Raw genomic sequence first — 14,808 nt, 5'->3', positions numbered from 1 at the left:
GAGCAAAAAAGAGGCAAAAAGCGGATAATTTTTACGCCAGAAAAAATAGTTCTATGAAATGCTTCACACAATTAAAAAGATAGAGAATAAAACCAGTTTTTCGTTAAATAAAAGTTACGTCCTGGATTTATCTGCTGAAATCAAGCGCGAGGATGAATTTTGCCTCTTTTATTCATCCTCGCAATACCTCAGCGGTGGGTTTTGCCCGGCATCCGCCGGTCGTCTTTATACTCCGCGGTGGCGATCCACGCGGCGCAGAACAGCGTCAGGCGGGCAAAGAAATAGAAAAAGGCCATCAGCCCCAGCACCGATCCGAACGCCGCCCCGGAAGGGGATTTCACCAGCGCCGGCAGCGTCCAGGTCATGACGATTTTGATGATTTCAAAGCCAATCGCCGCGATAAGCGTGCCGCGAAACAGGGCTTTGCGCCGCGGACGGTGGCGCGGCAGCCGCCAGAAGATCCAGAAAAAGAGCAGGTAGTTGGCAAAAATCGAGATGGCGAGACCGATCAGCCGCCAGGCGGGTTTCAGCCATTCAATATTGTCCAGATACAGCGCGGAGATAATCAACTGCTGGGCGGAACCGGCGACAGAGGTGATCGACAGCGTAATAATCAGCGCCACCAGCAGACCGATCAGCGAGATAAGATCGCGGAAGTATTTTATCCAGATTTTCTCCTCGTCCTGCGGCCGGCGCTCCCAGACGTCGCGCGACTGAGCGCGGATCGCTTCGCGCAGGTTGCCCATCCAGTTAATACCGGAATAGAGCGCCACCAGCAGGCCGACGAGGCCGACGGCGGTGCGCTGCTGCACCGCGGTGTTGATGGTGTTTTTCAGCGTCGCCGCCAGCGTCGGGTCGCTGACGTTTTGCAGAATTTTGTCGAAAATGTCCTGCAGCAGGGTCGGATGCCAGGCCAGCACGAAGCCGGCGGCGGCAAACGAGACCATCAGGATCGGGATCATCGACAGGAACGAGAAGTAGGTGATGGCCGCGCCGAACTGATTGCCCAGCCGGTCGTTGAAGCGCTCTGCGGCGCGTATCAGGTGGGCGATCACCGGGTTGCGCTGCACTTTGGCCGCCGTTCCGGTGACGGTCTTCAGCGCCTGGCTGGCTTTTTGCCCGACGGCCGTGTCATTGAGAGCGTCGAGGGGGCTTTTGTTTTTCTCCGGCTGCGTGTCCGGTTCCTGAGGGGGGCGTCGATCGTCGTTTTCCGGCGTCATACGTGATTTCTTCCTTTTTTACCGCGAGATTCAGCAAAAAGTATACCTTAAATGCCGTATCCTGCAGGAACGCATCTGCCCGCCCCCCGTTCACCCTCCGCGCGGATCAATCGACGTAATCTTTCATCAGCCCGCCCAGCCACTCCATAAACAGATGCACGCGGCGGGAGAGATTGCGCCGGTGCGGGTAGATAAGCGAGACCGGCAGCGGCTCAGCGCGGTACTGGGGCAGGATCTCAATCAGTTCGCCGGCGCGTAACGCCTCGCGCACGCCGGTGCGTGGCACCTGAATAATTCCCAGCCCGGCGATACAGGCCGCCTGATAGGTTTCCGTGCTGTTGACCGTCAATATGCCGCCGCTTTTTACCCAGCGCACGGCGCCGTCGATCACCACCTCGAAGCCGGAAGGACGGACCCCGAGGGTGCTGGCGTAGTGGATCAGGGCATGATCCGCCAGATCCTCCAGGGATTGCGGGTAGCCAAAACGGGTCAGGTAGTCCGGGCTGGCGCAGTTAATTTGCGTCAGCTTGCCCAGCGGGCGGGCGATAAGCCCGGAGTCTTTGAGCGCGCCGACGCGCACCACGCAGTCAAACCCCTCGCGGATCACGTCCACCAGCCGGTCGCTGCTGCTCAGCTCCAGTTCGATGCCCGGATACTGCTGCAAAAAAGCCGGCAGGTGCGGGATCACCAGCTTTTTGGCAAAACCGACCGGCATATCCACCCGCAGCCGGCCGCTGATGCTCGCCGGATCGTGCTGAAACATACCGTCCAGTTCGTCGAGGTTGCTCAGCAGATCCTTCGCCCGCTCGTAGTAGACCATTCCATCCTGGGTGAGCTGAACCCGGCGGGTGGTGCGGTGCAGAAGCCGCACGCCAAGATGGCTTTCCAGGGCCTGAATCTGCCGCGAGACGCTGCCTTTCGGCAGCGCCAGGGTCTCGGCGGCGCGGGAGAAACTCTCCAGATCCGCTACGCGAATGAATAACTGCATTGCATGAATTTTATCCATGCCGATGGCCTATTGTTGTTGTGAATGAAACAGTAAAACGTAATGTAGCGTATTTATTGTTTCACTGGCAGTTAATAAGCTGGAACACAATCACAACGCAACCTGAAAGGGGTCTTCTGATGACACAACGTATCGCTTTAGTGACCGGCGGCAGCCGCGGTCTGGGTAAAAACGCCGCGTTGAAGCTGGCGGCGAAGGGAACCGACATTCTTCTGACCTATCACAGCAACCGCCAGGCGGCGCTCGAGGTGGTGGCGGAGATTGAGCAAAAAGGGGTGAAGGCGGCAGCATTGGCGCTGAACGTCGGCGATCCTTCAACATTCGACGCTTTCGCCAGCGAGGTGGCGCAGGTGCTGGCGCAGAAGTGGGGACGCACCACCTTTGATTATTTACTGAACAACGCCGGGATCGGCCTCAACGTCCCCTTCGCCGAGACCAGCGAAGCGCAGTTTGACGAGCTGATGAACATCCAGTTCAAAGGCCCGTTTTTCCTGACCCAGCGGCTGCTGCCCCTCCTGCAGGACGGGGGGCGCATCCTCAACGTTTCCAGCGGCCTGGCGCGCTTTGCCCTGCCGGGCTATGCGGCCTACGCCGCGATGAAGGGGGCGATGGAGGTTCTGACCCGCTATCAGGCGAAAGAGCTGGGCGGACGGGGGATATCGGTGAACATCATCGCGCCGGGGGCCATTGAGACCGACTTTGGTGGCGGGGTGGTGCGCGATAACGCCGAGGTGAATCGGCATATCGCCGCCCAGACCGCGCTGGGGCGCGTCGGGCTGCCGGATGATATCGGCGACGCCATCGCCGCCCTGCTCAGCGATGAGCTGGCGTGGATGAACGCGCAGCGCGTGGAAGTCTCGGGAGGGATGTTCCTCTGAACCCCGCTGTCGTCAGACCGTGAGCGGCGGTGCGCTAGGGCGCATCGCCCTCCGCGCGCAGCCGACCGAACAGCCAGTCGTTGTGCCAGCGCCCGTTGAGCCAGTAGTTCTCCCGCAGCTCCCCCTCCAGCCGGAAGCCGGCTTTGAGCAGTAACTGCCTGGACGCCTCGTTGCCGGCGGTGACGCTGGCGGTCAGGCGGCGGACGCCGCCGGTGGTGAAGGCGTAGTCGCACAGCGCGCGCAGCGATTCGTTGCCGTAGCCACGACCCTGCGCCGCCGGAGCGAAGAGAAAGCCGACCTCGGCAATGTCGCGCTGATGATGTTGGTAACCGGTGAGGCCGAGCGGGGTATGGGTCAGCCTGTCGCGCACCACCAGGCACAGCCAGTGTTCATCCCCGGGCGTCCACGGCGGCAGCCGCGAATCGAACGCCTCGCGGATGGCCGCCTGCGGCCTGGGGTCGGCCACGTAAAGCATGACCTGCGGATCCTGCTGCAGGGAAAGAAAAAACGACCAGTCGTCCAGCTGCAGCGGTGAGCAGCGCAGGCGCGGCGTCAGAAGTTCAGGCATAAGCGTCATTCCGGGCAGGGCGAATCCTCTGAACATAGCAGGAGAAGGCCGCCGGGAACAGCCCGACTAGGTTGGCTCGCCGTAGAGGCCAATCAGCCGGCGCACGACGCCGTTGGTCCAGCCGAAGCCATCCTGCAGGGGATACTCCCCGCCGCCGCCCTCATGCGGAACGCCGGTGGCGATATGGTATTTCTCAATCAGTTTGTGGTGCTGCTTGTAGAAGTGGTTGACCGTCTGCAGCCAGCTCCAGGCGATCTCATCGCCCAGCGGATCCTGGCCGTAGCGTTTAAATCCCTGCACCGCCATCCACTGCAGCGGCGCCCAGCCGTTGGGTTTATCCCACTGCTCGCCGCTCTCGTATTCGGTGGCCATGATCCCGCCGGGGGTGAGCAGGCGGGCCCGCACCGCATCGGCAAGGCGTTCCGCCTGTTCGTGGGTCGCCAGGCCGACGTAAAGGGTGACAATGCTGGCGGCGGAAAACAGCGCCAGCTGTTCGCGGCGCCAGTCATAATCGCGAAAACAGCCGTTCTCATCGTCCCACAGATAGCGGTTAACCGCCGCCCGCCGATCCTGAGCCTTCTGGCGGAAGGCCGCTTCCGTCTCGCGATCGCCCTTCAGGCCGGAGAGGTTGGCGATGGTCGTCTCCAGCTTGAACAGGAAGGCGTTCAGGTCGATGGGGATAAACTGCGTGGTGCGGATACTGGCCAGTCGCGTGATATCCCGCAGCCAGCGGCTGGAGTAGTCCCAGCCGGACGCGGCGCCCGCCCGCAGGTCGCGGTAGACTTCATTGGCCGGCCGTCCGGAGTGTCGGGCGGTCTCCACGTCCTCGCGCCACGATTCATCCCGCGGCGTGTCCCGGTCGTCCCAGTAGCGATTGAGCAGGGAGCCATCCGGCATGCGCACCACGTGCCGATACGCCTGATGCGGGATCAGCGACTCGGCGCCGTCCATCCAGAAGGCATGCTCCATCTTCAGATGATCCAGATAGCGCTTCGCGCCGCGCACGCCGTCCTCTTCAAAGAGTTCGACCATCAGAGCGAACACCGGGGGCTGCGAGCGGCTGAGATAGTAGGTGCGGTTGCCGTTCGGAATGTGCCCGTAGGTTTCAATCAGCCAGGCGAAGTTATCGGCCATGCATTTCAGCAGATCTTCCCGGCCGCTCTCCGCCAGCCCCAGCATGGTGAAATAAGAGTCCCAGTAATAGGTTTCGCTAAAGCGACCGCCGGGCACGATATAGGCCTGCGGCAGCGCCAGCAGCGATGACCAGGGGATATGATCCTGAGGCTCGCGGGTCAACACCGGCCATAGCTTATCGATATGCTCTTTCAGCGTCAGGCTGGGGTCGGAGGTGTAGACGTCGGTATGGCTCTCCGGCAGCCAGAAATTATCCTCAACGAACTGCCGCAGGTCGAAATCGGGCTGGCGTTTGACCTTCCGGTAATTCCGCAGGATGTCCAGCGGGTCGTGTTTCGGCGCGCAGTCGGGAAAAGTTTTGCTGTCGGCAAAAATGCGTGATTTTTGCACGTTGGTAAACAGCTCAAGATAGCGATCCGCCGGGGTGAGGGCATCGGAGGCCGGAAGCCCCTCGATCACCTCAGGCTCCGGTTCAGCGTCAATCATCTCATCCAGCTTTAATTCGTACGGATCGGCTTCGTAGCAGGGATCGATGTCGATCCTTAACTCGTCGTCTTCAACGTGGCGTAATTTCTGGCTGAACATAGCGATACGGACCTCCGGATAGCGTGAGTTCGCGGCCGGGCGTACCCGGCCTTGTCTTTTAAGCGTAGACAGTCGCTTCGGTGAGTGTGAAGTAAACTGTGCGTTAGATCACGCTTTTCCGCCGGCAGGGGACGCGGTGATTTCTAATTAACACCTTGATAAATAATAATAAGTTCGCGATTAGGTGAAGATAAAATTCGGAGCATTCATTATGCAACAAAATTTTATCCCGGCGCGCTCACTCCCACGCCGCCTCCAGCATCTCCAGCAGCTGTTCGCTGCTCAGGCTGACCGGATTAGCCTTCATCGACGAGGAGGTGCTGGCGGCCAGCGCCGCCGGCTCCAGGGCGTCGCGCGCCACGCCGAGGTCGCGCAGGGTGCCGAGACCGGCGCGATGGCTCCATTCCCGCAGGCTGTCCCAGACCCGATCCGCCGGGACCTCCAGCCCGTCGGCCAACCAGCGGCGAACGTCGTTGAAGCGCTGGCGCAGGGCGGGGTCGTTTATCTGCGACTCATTCAGCGCCAGCCCAAACGGCAGCAGGCTGCCGCATAAGGCGCCGTGCGAGGCGCGGCTCAGGCCGCCCAGCGGGCCGGCGAGGCCGTGGATCACCCCCAGCCCGGCGTTCGCCAGCGCCACTCCGCCGCACAGGCTGACCCAGGCCATCTCGTCGCGGCTGGCCGGGCACTCTTTTTCCATCAGAACCTTCAGCGCGCGGATGCCGCGCGGGATCGCCTGCTGACAGAGGGCGTCGGTGAAAGGGGTGGCCCGGCTGCAGAGCCAGGGCTCGATCACCTGGGTCAGGGCGTCGAGGCCGGAGCCCAGGGTGATGCTGCGCGGCGCGTTGTCGGTTAGCGCCGGGTCGACAATGGCCAGGTCAGGCAGCATCCGGTCGTCGCGCAGGCTCACTTTCCGCTGCTGTTCCACGACGTTGATCACCGCGTTTTTAGTGACTTCCGCGCCTGTGCCCGAGGTGGTGGGGATCGCCACGAACGGCAGCGGGCTGGCTTCCAGCTGACGGCCGGTTCCCACGACTTCCAGATAGTCGACCAGCGGGCCGGTGGCGGGCGCCAGCGCCGCAATCGCCTTACCGGCGTCAATCACCGCGCCGCCGCCGAGGCTGACCACCGCCCTGATCCCTTTCTCGCGCGCCAGCTGGACGCCCTGCTCAATATCGATAAGCCAGGGTTCGCGGCTTATCGCCAGCGTCGTGACCGCCAGCTGCAGCGCCTCCAGCTGATGGCGGAGAAATGCCGCCCGCTCCGGGCTGGCGCCATGCACCAGCAGAACAGGACCGCCCTGCTGCGCCAGCCAGGGGGCGGCGCTCTGGGCCTGACCGCGGCCAAAACGAATATTTGCAGGCATCAAAACGGTAAAAGGGGTCAACATGTCGGGTTCCTTTTCGGCAAACAGGCTGGAATCAACTATACACATTATCCAGCGCTCTGCCTTGTTGCTGGCTGGCAATAGAGTAGAGTGAATGAACTCTCTTTTATGGCTGAGGAATCGCTGACGATGCTAACAATTCTGGGCAAACGCTCTTCAATCAATGTACGGAAAGTGCTGTGGACCTGCGAGGAGATCGGGCTGGCGTACCAGCAGGAGGATTACGGCAGCGGGTTTAAGCCCCTGGACACCCCCGAATTTCAGCGCCTGAATCCTAACAGCCTGGTGCCGGTGCTGCTGGACGATGACTTTGTGCTCTGGGAGTCGAACAGTATTTGCCGCTATCTGGCGCGAAAAGCGGAGCGCTGGGATCTGCTGCCCGCCGGGCCGCAGCCCGCCGCCGAGGTGGAGCACTGGATGGACTGGCAGGCGACCGAGTTCAATAATGCCTGGCGCCATGCTTTTATGGGGCTGGTGCGTAAAGATCCCCGCTTTCAGGATCCGGCGGCGATTAAAGAGAGCATTGCCACCTGGACCCACTGCGTGCGCATTGTCGAAGCGCAGCTGCAGCGGACCGGGGCGTGGGTCGCCGGCGAGCGCTTCACCCTGGCGGATATTGTGCTGGGCCTGTCGGTGCATCGCTGGAAGATGACGCCCTTTGCCCATCCGGAAATGCCGGCCGTGGAGCGCTGGTATATGGCGCTCAATCAGCGCCCGGCGTTTATGCGCCATGGAAATAACGGCGTGGCGTAGCGAACGGGCCAGGGCCTTATCGATTTTTCAGCGTATTCGCTTTGCACTGGCGGGGTAATGCCGCTACGATCCCGCGTCTGTTTTTTTATCCCATCCCAAATAACGTGTGGCAGGCAGGTGCAGTTTGAAAAAACGGTTAGGCCTTGTGCTACTGGCATTACTGTTGATTTCAGGCTGTTCCGGCACGCTGTCGCAAATGAGCCCGCCCAGCAATGAAACCAGTCTGACAGGGCGCAACGGTCAGCGGCTTTCCGTCGATGATTATGTCAGGCATTACATGCGCGAGAAGCAGGTCAGCGGCATGGTGGTGGCAATTATTCATCATAACGGCCCGGCGGAGTTTCACTGCTTCGGCGTGACCGATGACCAACATCGCTACCCGATAACCCCGCATACGCTGTTTGCCCTCGGCTCGCTGAGCAAAGGGGTTACCGCCGAAGTGGTCACGATGCTGGTGAACGAAGGCCGTTTCCACTGGCACGACACGCTGCAGACCCTGCTGCCGCCGGGTACCGCGCTGAGTGAGGATGCCCGTAAGATAACCTTGCTGCAGCTGGTGACGCATACCTCAGGGCTGCCGCGGCAACCGATGAATATGCTGTCGCTTGAGCACCTGCTGGCCTATCTCAACGATGGCGAAAACTTCTACCATGAGCTCGATGCCGATGGCGTTCTGAGTTATCTGCAGCATTTCCAGGCCCCGGCGGAACCGGCGCCGAGTTACTCCAACCTCGGCTACGCGATCCTCGGCTATCTTCTCCAGTACCAGACTGGCGAATCGATTGAGACGCTGGCCTCGCGGATGATCTTCCGCCCGCTGGCGATGGGGAACACCAGCTTCCTGCCGCAAACGCTGCGTGATTATCCGTGGCGGGCGCTGGGCCATGCTGGCGATCAGCCGAAATTTAAACCCCGCGGCGCGCTGACGCCGGACTGGCAGTTCCGTCATAACATGGTCGGTGCGGCGAGTTTGTACAGCGACGCCGGAGATCTGATTCACTATGCCCGCGCCCACTTCGCGCCCACCGGTCAGGCGGCGCTGGACCAGGCGTTCCGCGACGTTAGCGTCGACTATTATCCGCGGCGGATTGAAGCGGCGAATATCGCCTGGGTAACAGACACGTTCGGCGAGCAGCAATTAACCTATCAGGTGGGGTACATCGGCGGCTATTCGAGCTATATCGGTTTTGATAAAGCGAATCAGAATGCGGTGGTGGTGCTGCAAAACAGCTTTAACTGGAGCAACTATATCGGCCACCAGATCCTGCGTCACCTGGCGGCGCAATAAAAAAGCCCCGTCCGGAGACGGGGCTGCGCGCCTTAGCGCATGGTGACAAACTCTTCTGCCGCCGTTGGGTGAATGGCGACGGTGTTGTCGAAGTCTTTTTTGGTGGCGCCCATCTTCAACGCCACCGCAAAGCCCTGCAGCATCTCATCCATCCCGAAGCCGATGCCATGGATACCGACAATCTTCTCTTCCGGGCCGACGCACACCAGCTTCATGCGGCACGGCTGGCGGTGCGAGGTGACGGCGGTGTACATCGCGGTGAAGGAGGATTTGTAGACCTTCACGGCGTCGTCGCCATACTGCTCGCGCGCCTGCGGCTCGGTTAAGCCGACGGTGCCGATAGGCGGGTGGCTGAAGACCACGGTCGGAATGTTGCTGTAGTCCAGATGCTCTTCCGGTTTGTTGTTAAACAGGCGTTCGGAGAGACGACGGCCTGCGGCCACGGCCACCGGGGTCAGCTCAACGGTGCCGGTGTTATCGCCCACGGCGTAGATGCCCGGCACGCTGGTGTTCTGGAACTTATCGACGACGATGTAGCCTTTATCGTCAGTTTTCACGCCGGTAGCCGCCAGGTTGAAGTTATCGGTCGCCGGTTCGCGGCCAATCGCCCAGATCAGGCAGTCAACGGTCTGGCTGCGGCCATCTTCCAGCTCAAGGGTCAGGCTGCCGTCGGCATGCTTCACCACCGCTTTCGGGATGGCGTTGGTATGCAACTGCGGGCCTTCGGCGTTCATCACTTCCACCAGCGTTTCGACGATCAGCGGATCGAAGCTGCGCAGCGGCGCGTGCTTGCGCACGAACAGGTGGGTTTCAGCGCCGAGGCCGTTAATCACCCCCGCCAGCTCAACGGCGATGTAGCCCGCGCCGACCACCGCCACGCGCTTCGGCAGCGCCGGCAGTTCGAAGAAACCGTCGGAATCAATACCGTATTCCACGCCCGGAATGGTCGGGTGGCTCGGACGGCCGCCGGTGGCGATCAGGATATGATCGGCCGTAATGGTCTCGCCGTTCACTTCCACGGTGTGGGCATCGACAAAGCGCGCAAAGCCTTTGATCACGTCGACGTTGTTCTTACCCAGCACGTTGTCGTAGGAGGTATGAATGCGGTCGATATAGGCGCTGCGGCTGGCGACCAGCTTCTCCCAGTCGAAATGGTTGATGGTGGTATCGAAACCGTAGTCCGGGCCGTAAAGATGAATCGCTTCGCGGATCTGCGCCGCATGCCACATCACTTTTTTCGGCACGCAGCCGACGTTGACGCAGGTGCCGCCCAGCGCTTTGGCTTCAATCAGCGCGCACTTCTGGCCGTACATGGCCGCACGGTTAATCGAGGCGATACCGCCGCTACCGCCGCCGATGGCGAGGTAATCATAATGTTTGCTCATGCCCATATGTCCTTAATCGTTGATTGCCGCGATTGTAACGCGAGGCGTAAAAGGTTCCACCGATGGTTGCGATTACTCCGGCACGATCCAGCTGACGGTCGTGTGACCGGTACCGGCCGGCACCAGCTTGCTGTGCAGCCACGGCAGCACATTGTTCATCTGCTGCTCCAGCTTCCACGGCGGGTTGATGACGATCATCCCGGAGGCGGTCATGCCGCGCTGGTCGCTGTCAGGACGTACCGCCAGCTCAATCTGCAGAATCTTGCGAATGCCAGTGGCTTCTAAGTCTTTGATCATGCGTTTGATCTGCGCGCGCAGCACCACCGGGTACCACAGCGCGTAGGTGCCGGTGGCGAAGCGTTTGTAGCCTTCGTTAATTCCGGTCACCACCGCCTGATAGTCGGTTTTAATTTCGTACGGCGGGTCGATCAGAATCAGACCGCGGCGCGAGACCGGCGGCAGTTTGGCTTTCAGCTGCTGGTAGCCATCGGCTTTATCGACGCGCGCGCGGCCGTCTTTCTGAAACTCGGCGCGCAGCAGCGGGAAGTCGCTCGGGTGCAGCTCGGTCATCTGCAGGCTGTCCTGCTCGCGCAGCAGCTGGCGGGCGATCAGCGGAGAACCCGGGTAGTAGCGCAGCTGGCCGTTACGGTTGAAGTGTTCGACCACCGAAATATAGGGCTCAAGCTCTGCCGGCAGGTCGTCTTGCTGCCAGATGCGGGCGATGCCTTCGAGATACTCGCCGGTACGCTCGGCGTGCTCGCCGCTCAGCTGATAGCGGCCCGCGCCGGCGTGGGTGTCCAGGTAGAGAAACGGTTTTTCTTTCTCTTTCAGCGCTTCAATGATCAGGCTCTGAACGGTGTGTTTGAGGACGTCGGCGTGGTTGCCTGCGTGAAAGCTGTGGCGATAACTGAGCATGGATGCAGAGATTCCGGGAAATAAACAAGTTAACCGATAGTTTACCGCAGATCGGCCGAGATTACCGCTGCGCCGCCGCGCTGTTTCATTTCTGCCAAAAGCATTGCAAAACATAACGCTGTCATAAAAGCGTCAAACGGCCGCGCTAGCGTCGGATACAGGCAAGGTAATTGTTTGAATAAAAGGAAAAATAATGAAAAAGCAACTCTCGCTGCTGGCCGTTGCGCTGCTGCTGGCGCAACCGGTTCTGGCTAAAGACATCCCGCTGAACAGGGCGGCGGCCCTCGCCAATAGCGTGACGCCGGCTGCCTCCAGCCAGGCGTATGACGATCTTGAGCAACAGGCGCTGGCGCAGTTGCGCCACGCGCTGCAAGGGGATGCCGCGACGCTGACCCGCGATCGGTTGGCGCACACGAAACAAAACAAAACCCAGGCCGATACCGCCTGGCTGAAGGCCAGCGGCTACGACTTCCAGACCCGGGCAAACCAGCAGGCGGATATTGCGCTATTGTCGGCGTTCAGCAGTCTGCCGGAGACCGTCGTGAAGCAGAATCTGGCGACGGTGACCGCCATCAACCGCGACGCCGTGCAGACCACCCGCCGTCAGGCGCTGGCCGATGCGCAAGGGATTAGCTACCTCTATTTCCTCAGCGACGCGCTGGGGCCTCGTCTGGGCAACGCGTTTCTGACCGCCTATGACCAGGGCGCGCTGGGGAAAGCGGCGGCGCTGATCAAAGCCTCGGAAGTCAGCACCGGCGAGGCGAAAAAGCACTTCCACAATCCGCGGCCGTTCCTGGTCCAGGGCAACACCATTCACCTGGTGCCGGACGACGTGGTGGTGAAGGATAACCAGCCCTATACCGCCGACGGCGGCTCGTTCCCCAGCGGCCACACCAACACTGGCTATACCGATGCGTTGCTGCTGGCGGCGATGATCCCGGAGCGCTACGACGCGCTGGTGGCGCGCGGCGCCCGCTATGGCTACTCGCGCATTGTGCTGGGCGTCCACTATCCGCTGGACGTGATCGGCTCGCGGATGGTGGCCGAGCGCAACGTGGCCCATTATCTTAACGATCCGCGCTACCGGGTATTATTTAACGAAGCCCGCGATCAGCTGCGCGCCGTGCTGGCGAAAGCCTGCGGTACGTCGCTTGCCGAGTGCGCGAAGAGCAGCGTGAAAGACGATCCCTGGCGCGATCCGGCGATGCGTGATTTCACTCGTTTCGCCATGACCTACGACCTGCCGCGGCAGAAGGGGCCGCAGCCGCGCCTGCAGGCGCCGGAGGGGGCGGAAGTGCTGCTGGAGGCTGCCCTGCCGCAGCTGTCTGCGGCCCAGCGCCTGGCGCTGATGGTCAACACCGCGCTGCCGGCGGGCTACCCGCTGTCCGGCGCCACCCCCGAACAGCAGTTCTGGCAGCGGCTGAATCTGTCGGCGGCCTGGGAGATGGCGCAAAAAAGGCATTAATGCGGTTTCCGACACGCTGCGCCGCGTGTCGCGCTTTTCCGGCAACGGGCGGACTTATCGCAGCAATACCCAGGCTGACGCACCGCCCGTCATTGAAATTCCCCCAACTATCCCCCATTCTAGATCTCATGCATAAGCGCCGGACGCGCGCTTCACTCACCCTTTTCAACAGGACAGCGCATATGACCAATCCATTACTGACGCCTTTTTCCCTGCCGCCTTTTTCTGCGATCAAACCAGAGCACGTGGTCCCAGCGGTCACCAAAGCGCTGGAGGATTGCCGGGCCGCGGTGGAAAGCGCAGTGGCGCACGGCGCGCCGTATAGCTGGGAAAATCTTTGCCAGCCGCTGGCGGAAGTGGACGATGTGCTGGGACGCATCTTCTCGCCTGTCAGCCATCTCAATTCGGTAAAAAACAGCCCGGAACTGCGTGAGGCCTACGAACAGACGCTGCCGCTGCTCTCCGAGTACAGCACCTGGGTCGGCCAGCATGAAGGCCTGTATAAAGCCTACCGCGATCTGCGCGATGGCGATAACTACGCCACGCTGAATACCGCGCAGAAAAAAGCGGTGGATAATGCGCTGCGCGATTTCGAATTATCCGGTATTGGCCTGCCGCCGGAGGCGCAGAAACGCTACGGTGAAATCGCCGCGCGCCTCTCTGAGCTGGGCAACCTGTACAGCAACAACGTCCTTGACGCCACCATGGGCTGGAACAAGCTGGTGACCGACGTCGCCGATCTGGCCGGTATGCCGGAAAGCGCGCTGGCCGCCGCTCAGGCGCAGGCCCAGGTCAAAGAGCAGGAAGGGTATCTGCTGACCCTGGATATCCCGAGCTACCTGCCGGTGATGACCTACTGCGACAACCAGGCGCTGCGCGAAGAGATGTACCGCGCCTACTCCACGCGCGCCTCCGACCAGGGGCCAAACGCCGGTAAATGGGATAACAGCCCGGTGATGGCGGAGATCCTCGCCCTGCGCCACGAGCTGGCGCAGCTGCTGGGCTTTGACAGCTACGCCTTTAAATCCCTCGCTACCAAAATGGCGGAGGATCCGCAGCAGGTGCTCGATTTCCTCACCGACCTGGCAAAACGCGCCCGTCCGCAGGGCGAAAAAGAGCTGGCCCAGCTGCGCGCTTTCGCTAAAGCCGAGTTCGGCGTCGAAGAGCTGCAGCCGTGGGACATCGCTTACTACAGCGAAAAACAGAAACAGCATCTCTACAGCATCAGCGATGAGCAGCTGCGCCCCTATTTCCCGGAAAACAAAGCCGTTAACGGTCTGTTCGAAGTGGTGAAGCGCATTTACGGCATTACCGCCAAAGAGCGTACCGATGTCGACGTGTGGCATCCGGAAGTGCGCTTCTTCGAGCTGTATGACGAACACAACGAGCTGCGCGGCAGCTTCTATCTCGACCTGTATGCCCGCGAGCACAAGCGCGGCGGGGCGTGGATGGACGACTGCGTCGGCCAGATGCGTAAGCTGGATGGTTCCCTGCAGAAGCCGGTCGCCTACCTGACCTGTAACTTCAACCGTCCGGTCAACGGCAAACCGGCGCTGTTCACCCACGACGAAGTGATCACTCTGTTCCACGAGTTCGGCCACGGTCTGCACCACATGCTGACCCGCATTGATACCGCCGGGGTTTCCGGCATCAGCGGGGTGCCGTGGGACGCGGTCGAGCTGCCGAGCCAGTTTATGGAAAACTGGTGCTGGGAGCCGGAAGCGCTGGCCTTTATCTCCGGTCATTATGAAACCGGTGAACCGCTGCCGCAGGCGCTGCTGGAGAAAATGCTGGCGGCGAAAAACTACCAGGCGGCGATGTTTATTCTGCGCCAGCTGGAGTTCGGCCTGTTCGATTTCCGCCTGCACGCGGAGTACAAGCCGGAGCAGGGGGCGAAAATCCTTGAGACCCTCGCGGAGATTAAAAAGCAGGTCGCCGTGGTGCCGGGTCCAACCTGGGGCCGCTTCCCGCACGCCTTCAGCCATATCTTCGCCGGCGGTTACGCGGCGGGTTACTACAGCTACCTGTGGGCCGACGTGCTGGCGGCAGACGCCTTCTCACGCTTCGAAGAAGAGGGGATCTTCAACCGTGAAACCGGTCAGTCGTTCCTCGATAACATCCTGAGCCGCGGCGGTTCTGAAGAGCCGATGGTGCTGTTCAAACGCTTCCGCGGGCGCGAGCCGCAGCTGGATGCGATGCTGGAGCATTACGGGATCAAGGGTTAAGT

The 14,808-nt window shown here is 61.0% G+C and carries 12 protein-coding genes; 5 read left to right on the top strand and 7 right to left on the bottom strand.

Going from position 1 to position 14,808, the window contains the following annotated elements; genetic code table 11:
• Positions 1 to 188: 188 nt before the first annotated feature.
• Together yhjD and AC6CWS_RS02435 are read right to left on the bottom strand one after the other, a co-directional pair.
• Positions 189 to 1,220, bottom strand: coding sequence for an inner membrane protein YhjD (gene yhjD, locus AC6CWS_RS02440; protein ID WP_012967097.1), 1,032 nt, complete (start codon positions 1,218 to 1,220; stop codon positions 189 to 191).
• 106 nt (positions 1,221 to 1,326) lie between these two features.
• Complete coding sequence (locus tag AC6CWS_RS02435; protein WP_023291285.1) at positions 1,327 to 2,226, bottom strand: LysR family transcriptional regulator; 900 nt, start codon at positions 2,224 to 2,226, stop codon at positions 1,327 to 1,329.
• 119 nt (positions 2,227 to 2,345) lie between these two features.
• Here AC6CWS_RS02435 and AC6CWS_RS02430 point away from each other — a divergent pair, with 119 nt between their 5' ends.
• Positions 2,346 to 3,104: an SDR family NAD(P)-dependent oxidoreductase gene (locus AC6CWS_RS02430; protein ID WP_023291284.1), complete on the top strand. Its 759-nt coding sequence runs from the start codon at positions 2,346 to 2,348 to the stop codon at positions 3,102 to 3,104.
• A gap of 34 nt (positions 3,105 to 3,138) precedes the next feature.
• Here AC6CWS_RS02430 and AC6CWS_RS02425 read toward each other — a convergent pair whose 3' ends face one another.
• From AC6CWS_RS02425 to AC6CWS_RS02415, 3 genes are all read right to left on the bottom strand, one after another.
• Positions 3,139 to 3,672 (bottom strand): GNAT family N-acetyltransferase, encoded by a 534-nt coding sequence (locus AC6CWS_RS02425; RefSeq protein WP_065882863.1) that lies wholly within the window; start codon positions 3,670 to 3,672, stop codon positions 3,139 to 3,141.
• Between the two features lie 66 nt (positions 3,673 to 3,738).
• The gene (locus AC6CWS_RS02420) at positions 3,739 to 5,391 is read right to left on the bottom strand and encodes an alpha,alpha-trehalase (protein ID WP_023291282.1); all 1,653 of its coding nucleotides are present in this window, start codon (positions 5,389 to 5,391) and stop codon (positions 3,739 to 3,741) included.
• A 238-nt stretch (positions 5,392 to 5,629) separates the two neighbouring features.
• Complete coding sequence (locus AC6CWS_RS02415; protein ID WP_080901425.1) at positions 5,630 to 6,778, bottom strand: iron-containing alcohol dehydrogenase; 1,149 nt, start codon at positions 6,776 to 6,778, stop codon at positions 5,630 to 5,632.
• Between the two features lie 126 nt (positions 6,779 to 6,904).
• On the opposite strand from AC6CWS_RS02415, the gene AC6CWS_RS02410 reads away from it, so the two are divergent.
• Both AC6CWS_RS02410 and AC6CWS_RS02405 read left to right on the top strand, forming a co-directional pair.
• Positions 6,905 to 7,528: a glutathione S-transferase family protein gene (locus AC6CWS_RS02410; RefSeq protein ID WP_065882909.1), complete on the top strand. Its 624-nt coding sequence runs from the start codon at positions 6,905 to 6,907 to the stop codon at positions 7,526 to 7,528.
• A 196-nt stretch (positions 7,529 to 7,724) separates the two neighbouring features.
• Entirely contained in the window at positions 7,725 to 8,816 is a 1,092-nt protein-coding gene (locus tag AC6CWS_RS02405) for a serine hydrolase domain-containing protein (RefSeq protein ID WP_065882861.1), read from the top strand.
• A gap of 32 nt (positions 8,817 to 8,848) precedes the next feature.
• Here AC6CWS_RS02405 and gorA read toward each other — a convergent pair whose 3' ends face one another.
• Positions 8,849 to 10,201 (bottom strand): glutathione-disulfide reductase, encoded by a 1,353-nt coding sequence (gene gorA, locus AC6CWS_RS02400; protein ID WP_065882860.1) that lies wholly within the window; start codon positions 10,199 to 10,201, stop codon positions 8,849 to 8,851.
• A gap of 72 nt (positions 10,202 to 10,273) precedes the next feature.
• Positions 10,274 to 11,116, bottom strand: coding sequence for a 23S rRNA (adenine(2030)-N(6))-methyltransferase RlmJ (locus tag AC6CWS_RS02395; RefSeq protein WP_044525001.1), 843 nt, complete (start codon positions 11,114 to 11,116; stop codon positions 10,274 to 10,276).
• A gap of 193 nt (positions 11,117 to 11,309) precedes the next feature.
• Between AC6CWS_RS02395 and AC6CWS_RS02390 the strand changes: the two genes are divergently transcribed.
• Both AC6CWS_RS02390 and prlC read left to right on the top strand, forming a co-directional pair.
• Complete coding sequence (locus AC6CWS_RS02390) at positions 11,310 to 12,581, top strand: acid phosphatase (RefSeq protein ID WP_065882859.1); 1,272 nt, start codon at positions 11,310 to 11,312, stop codon at positions 12,579 to 12,581.
• A gap of 182 nt (positions 12,582 to 12,763) precedes the next feature.
• On the top strand, positions 12,764 to 14,806 hold the full coding sequence (prlC, locus tag AC6CWS_RS02385; protein WP_065882858.1) for an oligopeptidase A: 2,043 nt from the start codon (positions 12,764 to 12,766) through the stop codon (positions 14,804 to 14,806).
• Positions 14,807 to 14,808: the final 2 nt, after the last annotated feature.

Source organism: Klebsiella sp. M041, assembly GCF_059759695.1.
The sequence above is the reverse complement of the archived record's forward strand: the minus strand, read 5'-3'. Positions and strand labels throughout refer to the sequence as shown.

Coding starts and splice junctions, on each gene's coding strand:
- AC6CWS_RS02415 (WP_080901425.1), bottom strand. CDS start 6,778: ATGTTGACCCCTTTTACCGTTTTGATGCCTGCAAATATTCGTTTTGGC.
- AC6CWS_RS02420 (WP_023291282.1), bottom strand. CDS start 5,391: ATGTTCAGCCAGAAATTACGCCACGTTGAAGACGACGAGTTAAGGATC.
- AC6CWS_RS02425 (WP_065882863.1), bottom strand. CDS start 3,672: ATGCCTGAACTTCTGACGCCGCGCCTGCGCTGCTCACCGCTGCAGCTG.
- AC6CWS_RS02430 (WP_023291284.1), top strand. CDS start 2,346: ATGACACAACGTATCGCTTTAGTGACCGGCGGCAGCCGCGGTCTGGGT.
- AC6CWS_RS02410 (WP_065882909.1), top strand. CDS start 6,905: ATGCTAACAATTCTGGGCAAACGCTCTTCAATCAATGTACGGAAAGTG.
- gorA (WP_065882860.1), bottom strand. CDS start 10,201: ATGAGCAAACATTATGATTACCTCGCCATCGGCGGCGGTAGCGGCGGT.
- AC6CWS_RS02390 (WP_065882859.1), top strand. CDS start 11,310: ATGAAAAAGCAACTCTCGCTGCTGGCCGTTGCGCTGCTGCTGGCGCAA.
- AC6CWS_RS02395 (WP_044525001.1), bottom strand. CDS start 11,116: ATGCTCAGTTATCGCCACAGCTTTCACGCAGGCAACCACGCCGACGTC.
- AC6CWS_RS02435 (WP_023291285.1), bottom strand. CDS start 2,226: ATGGATAAAATTCATGCAATGCAGTTATTCATTCGCGTAGCGGATCTG.
- yhjD (WP_012967097.1), bottom strand. CDS start 1,220: ATGACGCCGGAAAACGACGATCGACGCCCCCCTCAGGAACCGGACACG.
- prlC (WP_065882858.1), top strand. CDS start 12,764: ATGACCAATCCATTACTGACGCCTTTTTCCCTGCCGCCTTTTTCTGCG.
- AC6CWS_RS02405 (WP_065882861.1), top strand. CDS start 7,725: ATGAGCCCGCCCAGCAATGAAACCAGTCTGACAGGGCGCAACGGTCAG.